This window comes from Nonomuraea sp. NPDC050451 (assembly GCF_044458585.1).
Genome location: NZ_JBITHZ010000001.1, coordinates 315,705 through 332,505, shown reverse-complemented (window position 1 = coordinate 332,505; position 16,801 = coordinate 315,705). Strand labels below are relative to the sequence as shown.

General features: G+C 72.1%; 16 protein-coding genes. 7 read left to right on the top strand and 9 right to left on the bottom strand.

Annotation, left to right across the window (positions count from 1 at the left end):
- The first annotated feature begins 13 nt into the window (after window positions 1-13).
- Window positions 14-1,099, top strand: coding sequence for a histidine kinase (locus ACIBI9_RS01400; protein ID WP_397219936.1), 1,086 nt, complete (start codon window positions 14-16; stop codon window positions 1,097-1,099).
- Window positions 1,100-1,163: 64 nt separating this feature from the next.
- Window positions 1,164-1,769, top strand: a complete 606-nt coding sequence (locus ACIBI9_RS01395; RefSeq protein WP_397219935.1) for a DNA-binding response regulator — start codon at window positions 1,164-1,166, stop codon at window positions 1,767-1,769.
- A 33-nt stretch (window positions 1,770-1,802) separates the two neighbouring features.
- On the opposite strand, the gene npdG is transcribed toward ACIBI9_RS01395, so the two are convergent.
- Together npdG and ACIBI9_RS01385 are read right to left on the bottom strand one after the other, a co-directional pair.
- On the bottom strand, window positions 1,803-2,456 hold the full coding sequence (npdG, locus tag ACIBI9_RS01390; protein ID WP_397219934.1) for an NADPH-dependent F420 reductase: 654 nt from the start codon (window positions 2,454-2,456) through the stop codon (window positions 1,803-1,805).
- A gap of 84 nt (window positions 2,457-2,540) precedes the next feature.
- Entirely contained in the window at window positions 2,541-3,683 is a 1,143-nt protein-coding gene (locus ACIBI9_RS01385; RefSeq protein ID WP_397219933.1) for a lipase family protein, read from the bottom strand.
- Between the two features lie 173 nt (window positions 3,684-3,856).
- Between ACIBI9_RS01385 and ACIBI9_RS01380 the strand changes: the two genes are divergently transcribed.
- Window positions 3,857-4,435, top strand: a complete 579-nt coding sequence (locus tag ACIBI9_RS01380; protein ID WP_397219932.1) for a hypothetical protein — start codon at window positions 3,857-3,859, stop codon at window positions 4,433-4,435.
- Here the strand turns inward: ACIBI9_RS01380 and ACIBI9_RS01375 are convergent.
- Window positions 4,432-5,394: a LysR family transcriptional regulator gene (locus ACIBI9_RS01375; RefSeq protein WP_397219931.1), complete on the bottom strand. Its 963-nt coding sequence runs from the start codon at window positions 5,392-5,394 to the stop codon at window positions 4,432-4,434. The genes ACIBI9_RS01380 and ACIBI9_RS01375 overlap by 4 nt on opposite strands.
- Before the next feature lie 73 nt (window positions 5,395-5,467).
- Here ACIBI9_RS01375 and ACIBI9_RS01370 point away from each other — a divergent pair, with 73 nt between their 5' ends.
- Window positions 5,468-5,719: a hypothetical protein gene (locus tag ACIBI9_RS01370; protein ID WP_397219930.1), complete on the top strand. Its 252-nt coding sequence runs from the start codon at window positions 5,468-5,470 to the stop codon at window positions 5,717-5,719.
- Window positions 5,716-6,372: a cyclase family protein gene (locus tag ACIBI9_RS01365; RefSeq protein WP_397219929.1), complete on the top strand. Its 657-nt coding sequence runs from the start codon at window positions 5,716-5,718 to the stop codon at window positions 6,370-6,372. Before ACIBI9_RS01370 ends, ACIBI9_RS01365 begins: the two co-directional genes overlap by 4 nt.
- Here the strand turns inward: ACIBI9_RS01365 and ACIBI9_RS01360 are convergent.
- Window positions 6,369-6,572: a hypothetical protein gene (locus tag ACIBI9_RS01360; RefSeq protein WP_397219928.1), complete on the bottom strand. Its 204-nt coding sequence runs from the start codon at window positions 6,570-6,572 to the stop codon at window positions 6,369-6,371. The genes ACIBI9_RS01365 and ACIBI9_RS01360 overlap by 4 nt on opposite strands.
- A gap of 5 nt (window positions 6,573-6,577) precedes the next feature.
- Between ACIBI9_RS01360 and map the strand changes: the two genes are divergently transcribed.
- A complete protein-coding gene (map, locus tag ACIBI9_RS01355) occupies window positions 6,578-7,426 on the top strand; it encodes a type I methionyl aminopeptidase (RefSeq protein WP_397219927.1) in 849 nt (282 codons plus the stop codon).
- A gap of 5 nt (window positions 7,427-7,431) precedes the next feature.
- On the opposite strand, the gene ACIBI9_RS01350 is transcribed toward map, so the two are convergent.
- From ACIBI9_RS01350 to ACIBI9_RS01335, 4 genes are all read right to left on the bottom strand, one after another.
- Window positions 7,432-7,821 carry a sensor histidine kinase gene (locus ACIBI9_RS01350; protein WP_397219926.1) on the bottom strand — a complete coding sequence of 130 codons (390 nt, stop codon included), beginning with the start codon at window positions 7,819-7,821 and terminating at the stop codon, window positions 7,432-7,434.
- A gap of 225 nt (window positions 7,822-8,046) precedes the next feature.
- A complete protein-coding gene (locus ACIBI9_RS01345; protein WP_397219925.1) occupies window positions 8,047-10,026 on the bottom strand; it encodes a cytochrome c oxidase assembly protein in 1,980 nt (659 codons plus the stop codon).
- Complete coding sequence (locus ACIBI9_RS01340) at window positions 10,023-10,625, bottom strand: copper resistance protein CopC (protein ID WP_397219924.1); 603 nt, start codon at window positions 10,623-10,625, stop codon at window positions 10,023-10,025. Before ACIBI9_RS01340 ends, ACIBI9_RS01345 begins: the two co-directional genes overlap by 4 nt.
- A gap of 44 nt (window positions 10,626-10,669) precedes the next feature.
- Complete coding sequence (locus tag ACIBI9_RS01335) at window positions 10,670-11,953, bottom strand: helix-turn-helix domain-containing protein (RefSeq protein WP_397219923.1); 1,284 nt, start codon at window positions 11,951-11,953, stop codon at window positions 10,670-10,672.
- Between the two features lie 497 nt (window positions 11,954-12,450).
- On the opposite strand from ACIBI9_RS01335, the gene ACIBI9_RS01330 reads away from it, so the two are divergent.
- The gene (locus tag ACIBI9_RS01330; RefSeq protein ID WP_397219922.1) at window positions 12,451-15,294 is read left to right on the top strand and encodes a BTAD domain-containing putative transcriptional regulator; all 2,844 of its coding nucleotides are present in this window, start codon (window positions 12,451-12,453) and stop codon (window positions 15,292-15,294) included.
- On the opposite strand, the gene ACIBI9_RS01325 is transcribed toward ACIBI9_RS01330, so the two are convergent.
- Window positions 15,269-16,762, bottom strand: a complete 1,494-nt coding sequence (locus tag ACIBI9_RS01325; RefSeq protein WP_397219921.1) for a PucR family transcriptional regulator — start codon at window positions 16,760-16,762, stop codon at window positions 15,269-15,271. The two genes, ACIBI9_RS01330 and ACIBI9_RS01325, sit on opposite strands and share 26 nt — an antisense overlap.
- Between the last annotated feature and the right edge of the window lie 39 nt (window positions 16,763-16,801).

The window sequence follows — 16,801 nt, the reverse complement described above, 5'->3', positions numbered from 1 at the left end:
ATAATCGTTCCCCGTGGTCTCCTCCTCGGCCAGAAGGCTCGCGACCGGCCTCATCACCGCCGTCTCAGCCGCCTATTCGCTGCTCGCGCTCACCTACTTCCTGCACGGCCCGGGCTACGGCGCGGCGGCCGGGGTCGCCACGCTCGCCGTGATCTCCACGCACTACCTGAACATGCGGGCCGGCCTGCGCGGCGAGCGCCCGCCCGCCTACCCGCTCACGATCGTGCTCCAGGCCGTCGTCACGTACCTGCCCGACTTCCTGCTGCCCGGCGGCATGTCGGGGGTGACGGCGCCGATGCTGGCCGGGACGCTGCTGGTGTTCCTGCCGCTGCGCTGGGGTGGCGCGCTGGTGGTGCTGATGATGCTGTACGAGGGCACCGCGCTGTGGTGGGGCGTGGGCGCGTCCGTCGTCACCCTCTTCTACGTGGTCACCGTGCCGACGACGGGTGCCATGACGTACGCGCTGGTGCGGTTCACGCGGGTGGCGGCCGACCTGGAGCAGGCCAGGGCCGAGCTGGCGGACGCGGCCGTGCTCAAGGAGCGCCTGCGCATCTCCCGCGACCTGCACGACGGCCTCGGGCGCAGCCTGACCGCGATCGCGCTCAAGGGCGACCTGGCCTCCCGGCTCATGGAGCGCGACCCGGCCGCCGCCCGGACGGAGGTGGGCGAGCTGGTGCAGGTGGCCAGGGAGGCGGCCCAGGACGTACGCCACGTCGCCAGGGGCTACCGGGCCCTGTCGCTGGCCGACGAGGTGAACCGGGCGGTGGCGCTGCTGGAGTCGTCGGGGGTCGGCGCGCAGGCGAACCTGGCGGACGTGGCGCTGCCCGGCCGCTCGGAGGAGGCGCTGGCCTGGGCCGTACGCGAGGCCGTCACCAACGTCCTGCGCCACAGCCGCGCCACGACCTGCACCATCACCACCTCCGTGAACGGGGGCACGCTCCGGCTGGAGGTGGCCAACGACGGCGTTCTCGCCGAACCCGGCCCGGCCGGAGGGGGCCTCACGGGGCTGGCGGAACGCGCGGCCCAGGCGGGCGGCTCATGCGCGGCGGCCCGGACCGGCGCCGGCGGCTTCCTCCTGACGATGGAGGTCGCGGCGTGAGGCGGGACAGCTCGGGCTCGGGGGTCGCGGCGAGGCGGGGCCGCTCGGCCGTGGAGGTCGTGGGGTGATCAAGGTCTTGCTGGCCGAGGACATGCACATGATCCGCGCCGCGCTCACCGCCCTCCTCCGCCTGGAGCGGGACATCGAGGTGGTCGCGGAGGTGACCCGGGGCGACGAGATCGTGCCCGAGGCGCTGCGGGTGCGGCCCGACGTCGCGGTCGTGGACATCGACCTGCCGGTGGTGGACGGCATCACCGCCGCCGCCACGCTCCTGGAGCGCCTCCCGTCATGCCGCGTCCTGGTGCTCACGGCCATGGGGCAGCCGGGCCACGTACGCAGGGCTCTGGCCGTGGGCATCGAGGCGTTCCTGGTCAAGGACGCCCCGGGCGACCGGCTGGCGGACGCGATCAGGCGTACCGCTGCCGGGTTGCGCGTGCTGGACGCCGAGCTGGTGTCCTCGGCCATGCAGTACGGCGAGAGCCCGCTGACGCCGCGCGAGTCCACCGTGCTCAGGGAGGCCGCCCGGGGCGCCTCGGCCGAGGAGATCGCCTCCCGGCTCCACCTCTCCCCCGGCACCGTGCGCAACTACCTGACGGGGGCGATCACGAAGACGGGAGCGCGCAACAAGATCGACGCCATCCGCATCGCCGAGGACGCGGGCTGGCTGTGACACACCCGGGCTGAGACCCCTGCGCGTGGCGGGTCAGATGTCGGTGATGCGGAGGCCGGCGTGGGCCTTGTAGCGGCGGTTCACGGAGATGATGTTCGCGGTGAGCGCCTCGATCTGGTGGGAGTTGCGCAGCCGCCCCCCGTACACGCCGCGCACGCCCGGGATGACCTCGGCCAGCGCCTGCACCGTGTCGGTGGCCTCGCGGTCGTCGCCGAGCACCAGCACGTCGAGGTCCACCTTCTCCACGGCCGGGTCCATCAGCAGGACCGCCGAGACGTGGTGGAAGGCGGCGACCACGCGGCTCTCGGGCAGCACCGCCGCCGCCTGCTGCGCCGCGCTGCCCTCCTCCACCGGCAGCGCGTAGGCGCCCTGCTTGTCGAACCCGAGCGGGTTCACGCAGTCGACGACGATCTTCCCGGCCAGTTCGGCCCGCAGGGACTCCAGCAGCGCCTTGTGCCCCTCGTACGGCACCGCCACGATCACGATGTCGGCCTCGGCTGCGACGGCGGCGTTCGCGCCCCCGCTCGCACCCGCCCCGATGTCGCTCGCCGCGTCCTGGGCGCGCTGCTCGCTACGCGACCCGATCAGCACCCGGTGCCCCGCCAGCGCGAACCGCCGCGCCAGCCCCTTCCCCTGGTCACCGGTGCCGCCGAGGATGCCGATGGAAAGCCCGCTCACATCTGTCATACGCCCGATCATGCCAGCTCGGCCGCATGGCGCTCGCCACGGGGTGGGCCGGGCCCGGTCGCGCGGGCCCGGCCGGCGTACGAACTAGCAGTTGCCGATCGCGGGCAGCCCCAGGATCCGCAGGGCCAGCCACTCGATGGCCAGCGGCCCTCCTTCGACGGCCCCTGTGACGTGGTCCGGCGCGGGCAGCGCGGCCCACCGGACGTTCACCCCGGCCCGGCAGTACTCGGACCGCAGCGTCGAGCCCACGGACAGCGGGATGATCTGGTCCCCCCGCGCGTGGTACAGGAACATCGGCACCCGCGGAGCCGTGGCACCCAGGCGGTTCTCCGCGAGCCGGGCCAGCCACTTCGGCTGGTTGAGCAGGTCGATCGGGCTCAGGTCGGAGAAGCGCAGCCCGGCCAGCTTGCCGAGGTCGCCCACGCAGTCGTCGGCCGCGTCGGCGAGCAGGGCGCGCCCGCGGTCGTTGAGGTCCGCCTGCAGGTCCAGTTCGGGGTAGGCCGCGTCGAGCCCGACGCCGGCCGCCGCCGCCAGCCCGAAGTCGGACCCGCCGTCCAGGTGGTCAGCGACCGCGTGCAGATCGGCGGGCACGCCTCCGGCCGCGACGCCCTTCAGCCGCAGCTCGGGCGCGTACGAGGGCTGCAGCTGCGCCGCCCACCCGGCCGACGCCCCGCCCTGGGAGTAGCCCATGACGGCGACGGGCGCCCGGCTGGACAGCCCGGCCCCGGACACGCGGGTGGCGGCCCTGATCGAGTCGAGCACGGCGTGCCCCTGCGAGATCCCGGCCATGTACGTGTGCGGCCCGGGCGTGCCGAGCCCCTCGTAGTCCGTCATGGCCACCGCGTACCCCTTGAGCAGGAACAAGCTCACCAGCGCGAGCTCCGCCTCCCTGCCCTGGCTCATGCTGACCGAGGGGGCGCACTGGTCGCCGAGCCCGTGGGTGCCGACGGCGTACCCGACGATGGGGCGCGTGCCGAGCGGGTAGCTGCTCTTGGGCACGAGCAGCGTCCCCGACACGGTGTTGAGCGAGCCGGTGGCGGACGTGGAGTTGTAGAGGAGGTGCCAGGCGTTGACCGGAACCTCCAGGAGCTTGCCCGGCAGGAGGTAGACGGTGGTGGGCTGGGCGGAGACCACGTCTCCCGGAGCCGCCGCGCGGGCCGGGGTCGTGGTGAGGGACATGATCAATAACAGGACCATGGACATGCTGACGCGGACACGTAAGGACATGTGCCGCCCCTCTCCGTGAGGACCACATACTTGGGACGGCGGCGCCGCGAGCCGATCGTTACCCGGGAGTAACCTCCTGTCAAGGCCCGAAATGACGGGGAAACGCACCTCGTGTCAACACATCACTCCCGAATCAGCCACCCCGCGCGTGCGGCGTCAGGCACCATGGGGACATGGACTCAGGATCGGTGGCACTGCTGCGTGAGCTCCTGGCCGAGACCGGCTGGCTCGAACGCGCCCGTGAGCTGGGCATCGCCCTGCGTGCCACCCGCTCGCCCGGCGGCCTGCTGCTGGTGGGCACTCCCGACGACGAGCCCTGGCACCTGACCGCGCACCTCGCCGACGAGGCCAGGTTCTCCGGGCTGTCGCAGCTCACGCCCACGCTGGTGCGCTGGACGCCGCCCGCCGACGCGCCCGCCCACCTGCGGGTCGGCATCGAACGCCTGGAGCGCGCGGCCCGGGGCGAGACGCTGTTCGTGCTGGCCGAGCGGGAGGCGCCGGTGCCGCTGCTCGAACGCGTGGACGACGCCCGGCGCACGGGGGCGACGATCCTGGCCATCGAGGGCGGCGACCGGGAGCTGGCCGGGCTGGCGCACGACCGCATCGAGGTGCCGCGGGACGGGCTGGTGACCTTCGACGGGGCGCAGCACCTGGTGAGCGCGGCGGCCGGAGAGCCCGAACGCCGCCCCGGCCTGCGCGAGCGCCTGGCCCGCCTGCTGGACAAAGTCAGCGGCCCCCAGCTGACCGACTAGGGACCCAGCCGCCCAGGCTCGGCGGCACTGTGCAGGCGTCCGCTCAGGGACGTCTCCAGCGCCGCCGTGGCCTCCTCGATCGCGCCGATCACCACGGCCTGCACGGGGTCGGGCTCCCCCGACCTGGTACGGCTCACCCGCGTGACCGCGTCCAGCCGCCGCGCGCCCACGTCCCGCACCTCGCTCACCCGCACCTCGCCCTCCGGCACGTCCAGCAGGGCCAGCGCGGGCACGATCGCCACCCCGTGCCCGGCCGCCACCAGCGACAGCGTGGGCCCGAACTCCGTGATGACGTGCACCTTGCGCGGCTCGAACCCGTGCAGCCCCGCCAGCCGCTCCAGCGCCTGCCCGCACGCCTGGCTCGGCTCGCTGGCCACCCAGGGCAGCCGCAGTAGCTCGGGCACCGAACCCGGGTCCGGCTGGTCGGGCGGCAGCACGATGCGGTATTCGTCCACGTAGAGCAGCCGCGCGCTCAGAGACGGCTGCGACAGCCCCGGCAGGCTCATGTCCTGCTCGGTGATGAGCACGTCCACCGCGCCCATGCGCAGCTCCTGCAGCGCGGGCTGGCCGTAGATCTCGTGGATGAACGGAGTGATCTTGGGGTGGCGGGCGGCCAGGTCGCGCATGGCGGGCACCAGCATGTGCGTGATGACCGTGGGGAAGGCGGCGATGCGCACCGGCCCGGCCAGGCGCTCGGTGAACCGGGTGAGCTCGCGCCTGGCCTCCAGCAGCTCCTCCTCCACGCGCTCGGCGTAGCCGGCGAGCACGCGCCCGGCCGGGGTGAGGGAGACGCTGCGCTGGGAACGGTCGATGAGGGCGAGCCCGACCTCGCGTTCGAGCTGGGCGAGCTGCTGGGAGACGGCGGAGGGGGTCAGATAGAGTGCTTCGGCGGCCCGCATGACGCCGCCGCGGCGGGCGACCTCGTGCAGGATCCGCAGCCGCCGTGGATCAATGTCCATGCAGGTCAGCTTACGCGCACCTTTAGCATTCTTTATTTGCGCTTCACGTCGATCAGTCCAGACAATGACGCCCATGGACCTCCTCTTCGCCGCCGTCGGCTGGATCGGCGCCGCGCTGTTGCTGGTCGGGTATGTCCTGGTCACGCAGTCTCGGTTACCGGGCGACGGCGCGACGTACCAGCTCATGAACCTCGCCGGCTCGCTCGGGCTCATGGTCAACAGCGCCTACAGCGCCGCCTGGCCGTCGGCCGGCCTCAACCTGATCTGGGCGGGCATCGGTGTCTTCGCCCTGATCAAGCTCGCACGTATAGGAGCGTCCGCATGATCGTCGAACTCAGCCACCGCATCGTGGACGGGATGGTCACCTATCCCGGCATCCCCGGCCCCAAGTTGGGGGTGCACCTGACCCGGGAGGACTCGCGCAAGGTCTACGCGCCGGGCACGGAGTTCCACATCGGCATGATCACCCTCGCCGCCAACACCGGCACCTACCTCGACACCCCGTACCACCGCTATCCCGACGGGCCCGACCTGTCACAGGTGCCGGTGAGCAAGCTGGCCGACCTGCCCGGCCTCGTGGTGCGGGCCGGCGAGGGCCGCGAGGTGACGATCAGCAAGGACCTGGACGTACGGGGACGGGCCGTGCTGATCCACACCGGCTGGGACCGCCACTTCGGCACCGACGCCTACCTGCACGGCCACCCCTACCTCGCGCCCGAGTCGGCGCAGTGGCTGGCCGAACAGGGGGCGGCGCTGGTGGGCATCGACTCGCTCAACATCGACGACACCCCGCCCCAGGGCGAGCGCCCCGCCCACACGATCCTGCTGAAGGCGGGCATCCCGCTGGTGGAGCACCTGACGGGCCTGGCCGCGCTGCCCCAGTCATCCGAGGGGGACGGCTTCCGGTTCCACGCCGCGCCCCCGATGGTCGCGGGCATGGGGACCTTCCCGGTCAGGGCGTACGCGGTCGTGCCCTAGTCGTCGTCATTCTCGGCCTCGTCCCAGGCCTTGTTACGGTCGGCGGCGCGCTGCAGCGCCCCGGCCGCCTCTTGCTCAGAGGTGTAGGGACCCATCCGGTCCTTGTTGGGGCAGCCCTGTTCGGGCTCGACCCGCATGTGCTTGAGACAGAACCACCACTGGCCATCGCTCACGGGGTCAATTCTGCCCCGTAGACTCATGTTTCATGACGACACTGCTCCAGCCCGGGCGAGTTTCGCCCATGCGAAAGGTTCCCGCCCACATCGAGCGGCCGGAGTACGTCGGCAAGAAGCGCCCCAAGACCGGCGAGTCCGACGTGAAGAGCCCCGAGATCATCGAGCGCATGCGGGTGGCCGGCCGGCTCGCCGCCCAGGCGCTCGACGAGGTCGCCAAGCACATCCGGCCGGGTGTCACGACCGACGAGCTCGACCGGGTCGGCCACGAGTTCCTCATCGACCACGGCGCCTACCCGAGCACGCTCGGCTACAAGGGCTACCCCAAGTCGCTGTGCACGTCGATCAACGAGGTCATCTGCCACGGCATCCCCGACGACACCGTGCTCCAGGACGGCGACATCGTCAACGTCGACATCACCGCCTTCATCGGCGGCGTCCACGGCGACACCGACGCCACCTACCTGGTGGGCGAGGTCGACGAGGAGTCGCGGCTGCTGGTGGAGCGCACGCGCGAGGCGATGATGCGGGCCATCAAGGCGGTCGCGCCGGGGCGGCAGCTCAACGTGGTGGGCCGGGTCATCGAGGCGTACGCCAAGCGCTTCGGCTACGGCGTCGTCCGCGACTTCACCGGCCACGGGATCGGCACGAGCTTCCACTCCGGGCTCATGGTGCCCCACTACGACGACCCGTCGCTGCGGGTGGAGCTGGTGCCGGGGATGACGTTCACGATCGAGCCCATGCTGACGCTGGGCACCATCGAGTACGACATCTGGCCCGACAAGTGGACGGCCGTGACCAAGGACCGCAAGCGCACGGCCCAGTTCGAGCACACGATCGTGGTCACCGAGACGGGCAGCGAGATCCTCACCCTCTCCTGACCCCGTCAGCCGCGCCTGGGCACCACCCCGGTCACGGTAGTGCCCTCGCCGAGCACGCTGTTGACCGACAGGCTCCCGCCGAGCTCCGTGAAGGCGGCCCGCATCCTGGCGATGCCGCTTCCCGCCCCAGCCGCGTGAAAGCCCTGGCCGTTGTCGCTGACCGTCATGCGCAGCCCGCTCTTGGAGACCGTCACGGCGATGGACACGGTCCGGGCCCGGCTGTGCAGCTCGACGTTGGACAGGGCCTCGTCGATCGTGGCCATGACGGCCCTCGAGACCCGTGAGGGCACGTCGGTGGCCGGCAGCGCCCAGGTCTCGACGGCGATCCCCGTGCGCTCGGACCATTCGGCCAGACAGCTCTCAAGAGCCTCGGCCAGGCTCTGCCCCCCGCGCATCCGTGTCTCTTCCGACAATGGTTCTCGCCTTCCTAGGCACACCGGGCCTACGCCGGTCCCCACTCCGGCGCCCTCACCTGGCGGTGCGCGTCCCCCCTCAAGGCCTACGCACGCTGGTCATGGGGTTATGCCCGTCTCCCCTGGGAGACAGGCTACCTGGCGGTACAGAGACTTGTAGTGGGAAGATAGAAGGCCATGGCCGAACGGCTACTCGCCGGAAACCTGTCACTCACCTTTGTCGGCGCGGTTGAGACGGGCGAGGTAGGCGTTGTAGGAGTCGAGTTCGGCATCACCCGAGCCGCCGGAGCGGTCGGCCTTGCGGTCGGTGCGCCGCGCCTGCCGCTCGTCGTCCCGATACCACTGCACGGCGATGGCCAGCAGCACGATGAGCGTCGGGATCTCGCCGAAGCCCCATGCGATGGCCCCGCCGTCCTGCTGCGTCTGCAGCAGCGTGGCGCCCCAGGTGCGGCCCAGCTGCTCGTACCAGCCGGAGGCGATCACCGTACCCATCATCATCAACGCGACCCCGAAGAACGCGTGGAACGGCATGGTGACGAAGAGCATGAGCAGCCGCCAGACGTACGGGAGCCGGTTGGGCGCGGGGTCGACCCCGACGATCACCCAGAAGAACAGGCACCCGCTGAGCAGGAAGTGGAGGGTCATCCAGATGTGCCCGAGATGCTCCTCCATGGCCGACTCGAAGAGCGGCGTGAAGTACAGCGCGTACGTCGAGGCGATGAAGATGGACGTGGCGACGACGGGATGCGAGACGACCTTGGTGAACCGGCTGTGCAGGATCGTCGTGATCCACTCCCGCGGCCCCCGGTCACCCCGCCGGGTGGCGGGCTTGAGCGCGCGCAGGGCCAGCGTGACGGGCCCGCCCATGACGAGGAAGATCGGCACGACCATGGACAGCGTCATGTGCTCGATCATGTGGACGTCGAACATGACCTTGGCGTAGCGGGCCAGCCCGCTCTGCGTGGCGAACACCAGCAGCGCGATCCCGACGTACCAGGAGGCCGTGCGCCCCCACGGCCACGCGTCGCCGCGCTTGCGCAGGCGGCGCACGCCGAGCGCGTAGAGCCCGGCCAGCACGGCGGCGACCGTGGCGAAGAACAGGTCGAACCACCACAGGGTGAACACGTTGCCGAGCGTGATCTCGGCGGGGAGGGGGAAGCCGAGCAGCTCGAAGGCCCGGTCGGCGGGCACGCTGAAGTCGGGCGGCGGCGTGCGCGACAGCGCCACGGCCACCCCGATGGTGGCCAGCATGATCACCATCTCGCCGCCGGCCAGCCGGGTGAACGCCCGGGGCCTGCCCTTGTCGAGGTCGGCCAGCGTGCGCTGCCGGTGCCAGTAGCCGATGTAGCCGAGCAGCACGAACGCCACGATCTTGACCACGGCGAGCAGGCCGTACTGGGTGGTCCACAGGTCGGACACCGCGCCCAGCCGCGCGATCAGGCTGAACACCCCGGACAGCCCCACCCCGGCGTAGCACCACACGGCCATGTCGGAGAACCGGCGGGCGGCCACCTCGAGCTGCGGCTGCTTGCGGACCGCGTGGAGGGCCAGCACGGCGAGCCCGCCCACCCACAGGGCGAGGGCGAGCAGGTGGAGCGAGACCGCCGACGTGGCGAGGTCGTGGTTGGGCGAGGAGGAGGTGTGGCCGGTGAGCGGCGCGGGCAGCAGCGTCACCAGGGCGAAGACCAGCAGGCCCGCCGCGGCCCCCGCGGTGATGGCGCCGCGGGAGAACAGCGCGATCGCCACCCCGAACAGCACCACGAGCGTGAGCGCCACACCCTGCGTGGTCTGGGTGGCGTAGCTGGTGAGGAAGGTGCGGTCGAGGATCTGGGGAACGGTCCTGCCGATGGACTCGGCGGTGCTGAACACGATGGCGACGAAGGCCGAGCCGGCCCAGGCGAGAGCCGCCCACGAGCCGGCCTTGACGTATTGGGAGGCGGTCCTGCCGAGCACGCCCTTGTCGTTGGGCAGCAGCGCGGCGGCCATGAGCAGCAGGCCGACGGTGGTCACGCCCGCCACGTCCATGAGCAGCTTGGACAGCGGAAGCCCCCACCGGACGACCGCGCCGGAGTCGGGCAGCCCCGGGATGATCCTGGGGAACGCTCTGCCACCGGCGATCATGCCGATGACCAGGGCGACGACCGCGGCGGCCGCCCCGGCCAGCGCGAGCCGCGCCGCCTTGCTCATGGCTTCCTCTTCCGCGCGCTGAGCAGGAAGCCGATGCCGATGCCGACGAGCGCGCCGATCACGATGACGAGCCACACGGGGAAGGTCACCGGCTGCGCGGCCGAGGCCTGGTCGGTGGCGGGCGACGTCTGCGCCGGCTGGGCGGCCTGCGTGGCCGGGGCGGAGCTCGCCGGCGCCGCGCTGGAGGAGTCGCCGGGGCTCGCGGCGCTGGGGCTGGGGGACGGCGTCTCCGCCCCCTTCACCTGGAACGGGATCTCGCCCTCGATCGGATGCCCGTCGGACGACACGACCCGGTAGGCGATCGTGTATTTCCCGTCGGGCACCGGCTCCTTGACCGCCTGGGTCACCACCTTGCCGTCGACCTGGGGCTTGCCGCTCTGCAGCTCGGCGCCGCCGGGGCCGCGTACGATGACGAACGGCAGGCGCACGCCCGCGGTGAACTCCAACCGCACCTCGTCGAGGCTCTTGACCTCGGCGCCCTTGGCCGGGGAGCTGCTCTTGAGCGCGTCGTGCGCCAGCGCGGGAGCCGCCGTGCCGAACAGGAACACGAGCAGGGCGGCGGCAGTCGCGGCGAGTGCCGCAAGCGGGGATCTCTTCATGACACCCCCAAGGCTACCGACGCCCCCGCCCGGTCCGGACCTCGCTATAGCCCCGCGCAGGCCAGCGCCCGCTGGTACGCCTCCACGGCCTCGTCCGTCTCGCCCAGCACCTCCATGGTCTCGGCGGCGGCGTACCAGGTGCGGGCCGAGCGGCGGGAGTCGGGCAGCGGCGTGAGCCAGCCCTTGACGGCGGCGGCGTGCTGACGGCCCTCGTCCACCCGGCCGACCGCGCCGCAGACCCTGCCGAGCAGCAGGCTGGCCTCCGCGCCCAGCACGTGGCCGAACTCGGGGAGCAGGTTTCGGCTGATCACGGCGTGCTCGGCGGCCTTGTCCAGGTCTCCGGTCATGTATTCGGCGCTGGCCAGCTCCATGTAGAGCATGGCCTGGTCGATCGTGCTGGTCGAGGTCTGCTCGAACTCCGCGACCACCGTACGCAGCATGTCGCGTACGACCACGGCGTCCTGCGCGCCGGTCCTGAGCCGCGTCCGCGCGAGCTGGAGCCGCATCCTCGCGGTGTTGCGCGGCTGGCCGTGCTCCACCTGCACGGCCAGGGCCCGCTCGGCGAGGGCCACCGCCTCGCTGTTGTGGCCGGTGGCGCGGGCGACGATGGAGGCGTTCCAGTTGGCCGCGACGATGGAGCGCGGCGTGCCCAGCGCGTCGGCCGCGTTGAGCAGCTCGGCCGCGAACTGCCTGGCGCGCAGCATGTCGCCGCGCTCCAGATAGGCCGCCAGCAGCGTGGCGCCCAGCTCGACCAGCAGGTCGGTCCAGCCCTGCCGGGACCTGCCGCTGAGGACCTGCTCGCCCACCTCGACGGCCTCGCTCAGCCGCTCGCGCTCCCGATAGGCGCGGCACAGCGCGATGGCCACCTCGATGTTCTGCTCGGCGGGAAGCTCCTCCGCACGGAGCTTGAGCATGATCGAGATCGCCCGGTCGAGATCGCCCCCGGCCTCGGTCGCGAGCGCCAGGCCGAATTCGGCTTCTTGACGAAGTGCGGTCAGACCTGTCAGGTTGCTGTTGCCCAGCAGTTCCTCGAAGCGTGTGCGGGCCTCGGCGACTTCGCCGTTCTCGAGCGCCAGGCGCGCGTAGCCGAGGGCGAGCTCGATGTCCTCCATCTGTTCGGCGGTGACGCCGTTGATCAGATAGGACAGCGAGCAGTCCAGCTTCTGGGCCAGCAGTTCCAGGACCGCAGGGGTGGGGGTACGCTTTCCGCTCTCGATCAACGAGACGTAGCTGTCGGACAGTTCAGGGTGCGCCAGCTGCGCCTGTGACAAGCCGCGTTGCCGCCGAACCGTCTTGATGCGGAGTCCGACTAGGTCAGATGTGGTCACAGCAGCCGCTCCCTGAGAAGATGAAGTCCAAGCAACTCACATAGGCTAGGGAGAACCCCCGTGCGCATGCGCATTGTCCTGTCCGTCCTGGTTGCCGTGATCACTGCCGCGGTAACCGTTGGAGGTAATGCTACGGCCACAAGTGCCGCAACGTCTTCCCTGTCCTCTGGACAATCGGACGTTTACTGCTGCTGAGCGGCAATTGTTAGCCGAGGCAAGGCGGCATACCAGGCACGCAACCGCACTCCGTGCCCTGTCGTACCGTGGCCCGGCCGGTGAGGGGCCTCTTGGCCCCGCCATCTGCCGTCCGGGCGACCTTGCCTGAGTCGCTGATCAGTCAGGCCACGTGGCCTGCTGCCCGGCAGGCACGGATTGATATGCAATTTATCGACCCCGTCTACATTCGATCTACAGCGGCCCGGTAAGCCTTTACTGAACGACGATCTTGATTACGCTGCCCTGTTGATGCGATTCAAGGGGCGAGTCGAGGAGGTCGTGTGGGCGAGGGCATCTTCATCCGCCTGCTGGGGGCGGTGACCGCGGAGCTCCACCGCGGAACGGCCGCAGAGCACGCCGATCTCGGACCCGCCAGGCAGCAGACCGCCCTCGCGATCCTGGCCGCCGCCGTGGCCCGTCCCATTCCCATGAGCCAGATGATCGCCGGCATCTGGGGCGAGAACGCCCCGCGCAATGCCGAGCAGAGCGTCTACACCTATATCGCCGGCCTGCGCCGCGCCTTCGAGCCCGATCGCGGGCGGCGCGAGCCGTCGCGGGTGCTGGCGGGGACGCCGGCCGGCTACGTCTTACGGGTGGAGCCCGCCCAGGTGGACGCGATGCTGTTCGCCGACGGCATCGAGGCGGCCAGGCGGGCCCGGCGCGCCGGTGACGACCCCCAGGCCGTACGCCTGCTCGACGAGGCCCTGGCGATGTGGCGCGGCACCGCGCTGAGCGGGCTGTCCGGCCCGTTCGCGGAGGCGGAGCGCGACCGCCTGGAGCAGCTCCGGCTCGCCGCCCTGGAGCTGCGCGCGGAGAGCCTGCTGCGCCTGGGCCGCCACCGGGACATCGTCGAGGAGCTGCGCCACCTCACCCGCCGCAACCCCCTGCGCGAGCGGGTCCGCGAGCTGCTCATGACGGCCCTGTTCCGCTCGGGCAGCCCGGCCGAGGCCCTGCAGGTCTACGAGGAGGGCAGGGTCCTGCTCGCCGAGGAGCTCGGCCTGTCGCCCGGCGAGGGGTTGCGCCGATGCCATGAGATGGTGCTGCGTGCCGATGCGGCACCCGTCCCGAGCGCGCCGGCGCCTCACGAGACGCCGCACCAGCTGCCCCGCCCGCTGGCGGAGTTCGTGGGCAGGTCCGCGGAGATCACGCGCCTGACGGAGTGGCTCGCGCCCGGGGACGAGACCTCGCCGAGCCCATTGATGATCATCACCGGGCCGCCCGGCGTCGGCAAGTCGGCGCTCGCCGCCCACGTCGCCCACCTGGCCATGCACCGCTTCCCCGACGGGCAGCTCCACGTCAACTGCCGGGGGGCCACGCCCGAGCTGCCCGCTCTCACCCCACTCGACGTGCTCGGGCGGTTCCTGCGCGCGCTCGGCGTGCCACCCAGCGCCGTGCCCGCCGACCTGGACGAGGCGGCGGCCGCGTGGCGCAGCCGCCTGCACGACCGGCGGGTGCTGGCCGTGCTGGACGACGCCGCCGACCTCGCGCAGATCCGGCCGCTGCTGTCGGCCTCGCTCGGCAACACGCTGCTGGTGACCAGCCGGGAGACCATGAGCTGGGGCGAGGACGCCGTCCAGCTGGAGCTCGCCAGGATGTCGCAGGCGGAGTCGGCCACGATGCTCTCCAACCTGGCCGGCGCGAGCCGGATCACGGCTGACGCCGGCGAGACGGCCAGGCTCGTCCGCCTGTGCGACGGTCTCCCGCTGGCTTTACGCATCGCCGGGGCGCGCCTGGCCGGACGCCCTGACTGGAGCGTGTCCGCGCTGGCGTCCCGGCTGAGCGACGAGCGGACCCGGCTGCACGAGCTCGCGACCGGCGACCTGGCGGTCCGTTCCAGCCTGGCCGCCAGCCACACCGCGCTCCAACGCGGCTCGCGCCCCGTCGACCGGCTGGCCGCGCGCATACTGTCGCTCCTGGGGCTCCTGCACGTGCCCGAGATGACCGCGGAGGCCGCGGGGGCGCTGGCCGGCGTCACGTCCGGGGAGGCGGAAGCGGCCCTGGAGCGGCTGGTGGACGCCCACCTGCTCGATCGCGCCGCCCCCGACCGTTACCAGCTGCACGACCTCGTCCGCCTCTTCGCCGGCGAGCTGCGTCCCGGCGACTGGCGCGGGCCGCTGATCCGCGCGCTGTCGTACTACGCCGCCTCCACCCGCCTGGCCAGCCACGTCAGCGACCCGCACCGTACGCAGCCGGCGGCCCCGGTCGACGCGGTCCCGCACGAGGTCCGCACCGCGGAGGAGGCGAAGGCGTGGCTGCGCGACGAGGAGGCCGTCCTGACGGCCGCGGCCGTGCAGGCCCTGAACTCCCCCGACGACACGATCGCCCGGCTCGGCGTCAACCTCACGTTCGGCCTCATCTGGCCCCAGGAGCGGGCCTACCACATGGCGCAGATGAAGGAGCTGAACACGCTGGCGTTGCGGGTGAGCGAGCGTGTCGGGGACGAGGCCGGCGCCCTGACCGCGCACGACCACATAGCCAACGCCCTGCGCATGACCGGACGCACGGACGAGGCCGTCGCCCACCTGCGGTCCTCGCTGGAGCTCGCCCGGCGGATCGGCGACGCCTTCGGCGAGATGCGCGCGCTGGGCAACCTGGCCAACGCCTACAACTCGGGCGAACGCCACGAGGAGATGCTGCCCTGGGCGGAGCGCCAGCTCGCACTGGCCAAGAGCATCGGCGCGAGCGTGGGGGTCCGGTACGCGCTGATGATGATCGGCCACGCCCACCTGGGCATGAGACATCCGGGCAAGGCGCGCGAGCCGCTGCACGAGGCGCTGGCCGAGTCGGAGCAGGCGGGCGACTCCAGCCACGAGGCGAGCAGCCGGCTCGCGCTCGGCGAGGTCTACCTCGGCCTGGGCGACCCGGAGCAGGCTCTGCCGCACCTTCTCAGGACTCGTGAGCTGTTCGAGGCGACCGGTTACCGGATCGGGAAGCTGCGTTGCCTGATCGGGCTGTCGCAGGCGTGCCGGATGCTGAACGATCCCGACCGGGCCCTGTCCTACGTCGAGGAGGCCGTGGCCGGGGGTGGCGGGCTCGGCCACGCTCGCTGGGAGCGGCGGCTGAGGGAGGAGCGGGTGGCCGTGGACGAGGCGCGGGGGGCTATCCAGGCGGGCCCGTGTCCCTGAGCGCCAGGAAGAAGTCGACCCGGTCGGCCATCGTGGCCAGGTTTCGCCCGGTCAGCTCCTCGATCCTGCGAATGCGGTAACGGACCGTGTTCACGTGCACGTGGAGCCGCTCCGCGCAGGCGTTCCACGAGCCGGCGCAGTCGAGGAAGACGCCGAGGGTGCGCACCAGCTCGGACTGGTGCCGCCGGTCGTAGTCGAGCAGCGGCGACAGCAGCCGCGCCGTGAACGAGCGGCGCACGTCTCCCGGCACCGTGGCCAGCAGCAGCGCGTGCGTGTAGATCTCGTCGCTGGTGACGACGCCCCCGGAGCGGGCCTCGGCCAGGCGCCTGGCGTGCCCGGCCTCCTCCACGCCGCCCTTGACGGCGGCGGCCCCGGTCAGCGCGCCGCTCACGCCGACGCACAGGCGGGTGTCGGGCAGGGCGGCCAGCACTTCCGCCCCGGCGCGCAGCCGATCGGCCAGCTCGGCCGTGGTGCGCTCGCGCAGCGGCACCACGGCGATGGCGCCGTCCGCGCCCGCCGCCGCGACGACCTCGCGGCCGAGCAGCTCCTCCACGACCTGCCCGCCGAGCGTGGCGGGGTCGGGCCCGCGGGTGGCGCCCTGCCTGGGTGCGGTGGCGTTCACGACGGCGTACGGCTCCGCCGCGTCGATCCCGCAGGTTCGCAGTCTGGCGTTGAGCTCGGCCGCGTCGGACTCGGCCAGCGCGGCCACGATGAGCTGCTCGGTCAGGCGGCGCTCGACCCGGTGGCCCTCCTCCATGCGGTTGCGTTCGAGGCCGACGCAGGACGCCAGCTCGTAGCCCAGGTCGGCCCGGCCCATCAGGTCGCCGTCGCACGCCAGCGCCCAGCCCGCGGCCCGGTGGCCGCGCCCGACCGCGAAGATCGTATGGTCGCCGACGTGGGCGGGCAGCCGCGGCGCCGTCAGGTACGCCTTCGCCAGCCGTACGGGATCTGCAGCCGCGCCCACGATCACCTCGCCCGACGCGGACAGCACGGCGCCGGTGACGCCCAGCTCGGCGGCGGTCAGCTGGAACAGCTCGCGCAGGTCGGCGCCCTCGGCGATGGCCGCGACCAGCCTGCGGTGGCGGCCGAGCGCGTCGCGCACGTCGCCGGCCAGCCGCGGCACGACCAGCTCCGCCAGCGTCCGGAACGACACCTCCGTCGGCACCTCGACCAGCGGCAGACCGGCGGCCTCGCACGCGGCCACCAGGTCGGCCGGGACGTGGTCCAGCCACGCCTGACCGGCGCCCAGCGCGGCGACCCCGGCCTCCACCAGCGCCGCCACGAACCTGGCCGAGTCTCCCGGCTCGTGCCACCACATCAGCCCCGACAGCACCAGCTCGCCGCCGCTCAGGTAGCGCCCAGGCTCGGGCAGGTCGGTGATGTGCACGGTGCCGAACTCGCGCGAGGGGTCGCCGGCGAGCAGGGTCAGGCGCAGTTCGTCGATGGCCAGCAGGTCAGAGATGCGCACTTGGAGGAATATACAAGGCGCCGAGGCCAACCGCTGACC

Coding starts and splice junctions, on each gene's coding strand:
- map (WP_397219927.1), top strand. CDS start 6,578: ATGACGACACTGCTCCAGCCCGGGCGAGTTTCGCCCATGCGAAAGGTT.
- npdG (WP_397219934.1), bottom strand. CDS start 2,456: ATGACAGATGTGAGCGGGCTTTCCATCGGCATCCTCGGCGGCACCGGT.
- ACIBI9_RS01380 (WP_397219932.1), top strand. CDS start 3,857: ATGGACTCAGGATCGGTGGCACTGCTGCGTGAGCTCCTGGCCGAGACC.
- ACIBI9_RS01370 (WP_397219930.1), top strand. CDS start 5,468: ATGGACCTCCTCTTCGCCGCCGTCGGCTGGATCGGCGCCGCGCTGTTG.
- ACIBI9_RS01385 (WP_397219933.1), bottom strand. CDS start 3,683: ATGTCCTTACGTGTCCGCGTCAGCATGTCCATGGTCCTGTTATTGATC.
- ACIBI9_RS01360 (WP_397219928.1), bottom strand. CDS start 6,572: ATGAGTCTACGGGGCAGAATTGACCCCGTGAGCGATGGCCAGTGGTGG.
- ACIBI9_RS01365 (WP_397219929.1), top strand. CDS start 5,716: ATGATCGTCGAACTCAGCCACCGCATCGTGGACGGGATGGTCACCTAT.
- ACIBI9_RS01340 (WP_397219924.1), bottom strand. CDS start 10,625: ATGAAGAGATCCCCGCTTGCGGCACTCGCCGCGACTGCCGCCGCCCTG.
- ACIBI9_RS01375 (WP_397219931.1), bottom strand. CDS start 5,394: ATGGACATTGATCCACGGCGGCTGCGGATCCTGCACGAGGTCGCCCGC.
- ACIBI9_RS01350 (WP_397219926.1), bottom strand. CDS start 7,821: ATGCGCGGGGGGCAGAGCCTGGCCGAGGCTCTTGAGAGCTGTCTGGCC.
- ACIBI9_RS01345 (WP_397219925.1), bottom strand. CDS start 10,026: ATGAGCAAGGCGGCGCGGCTCGCGCTGGCCGGGGCGGCCGCCGCGGTC.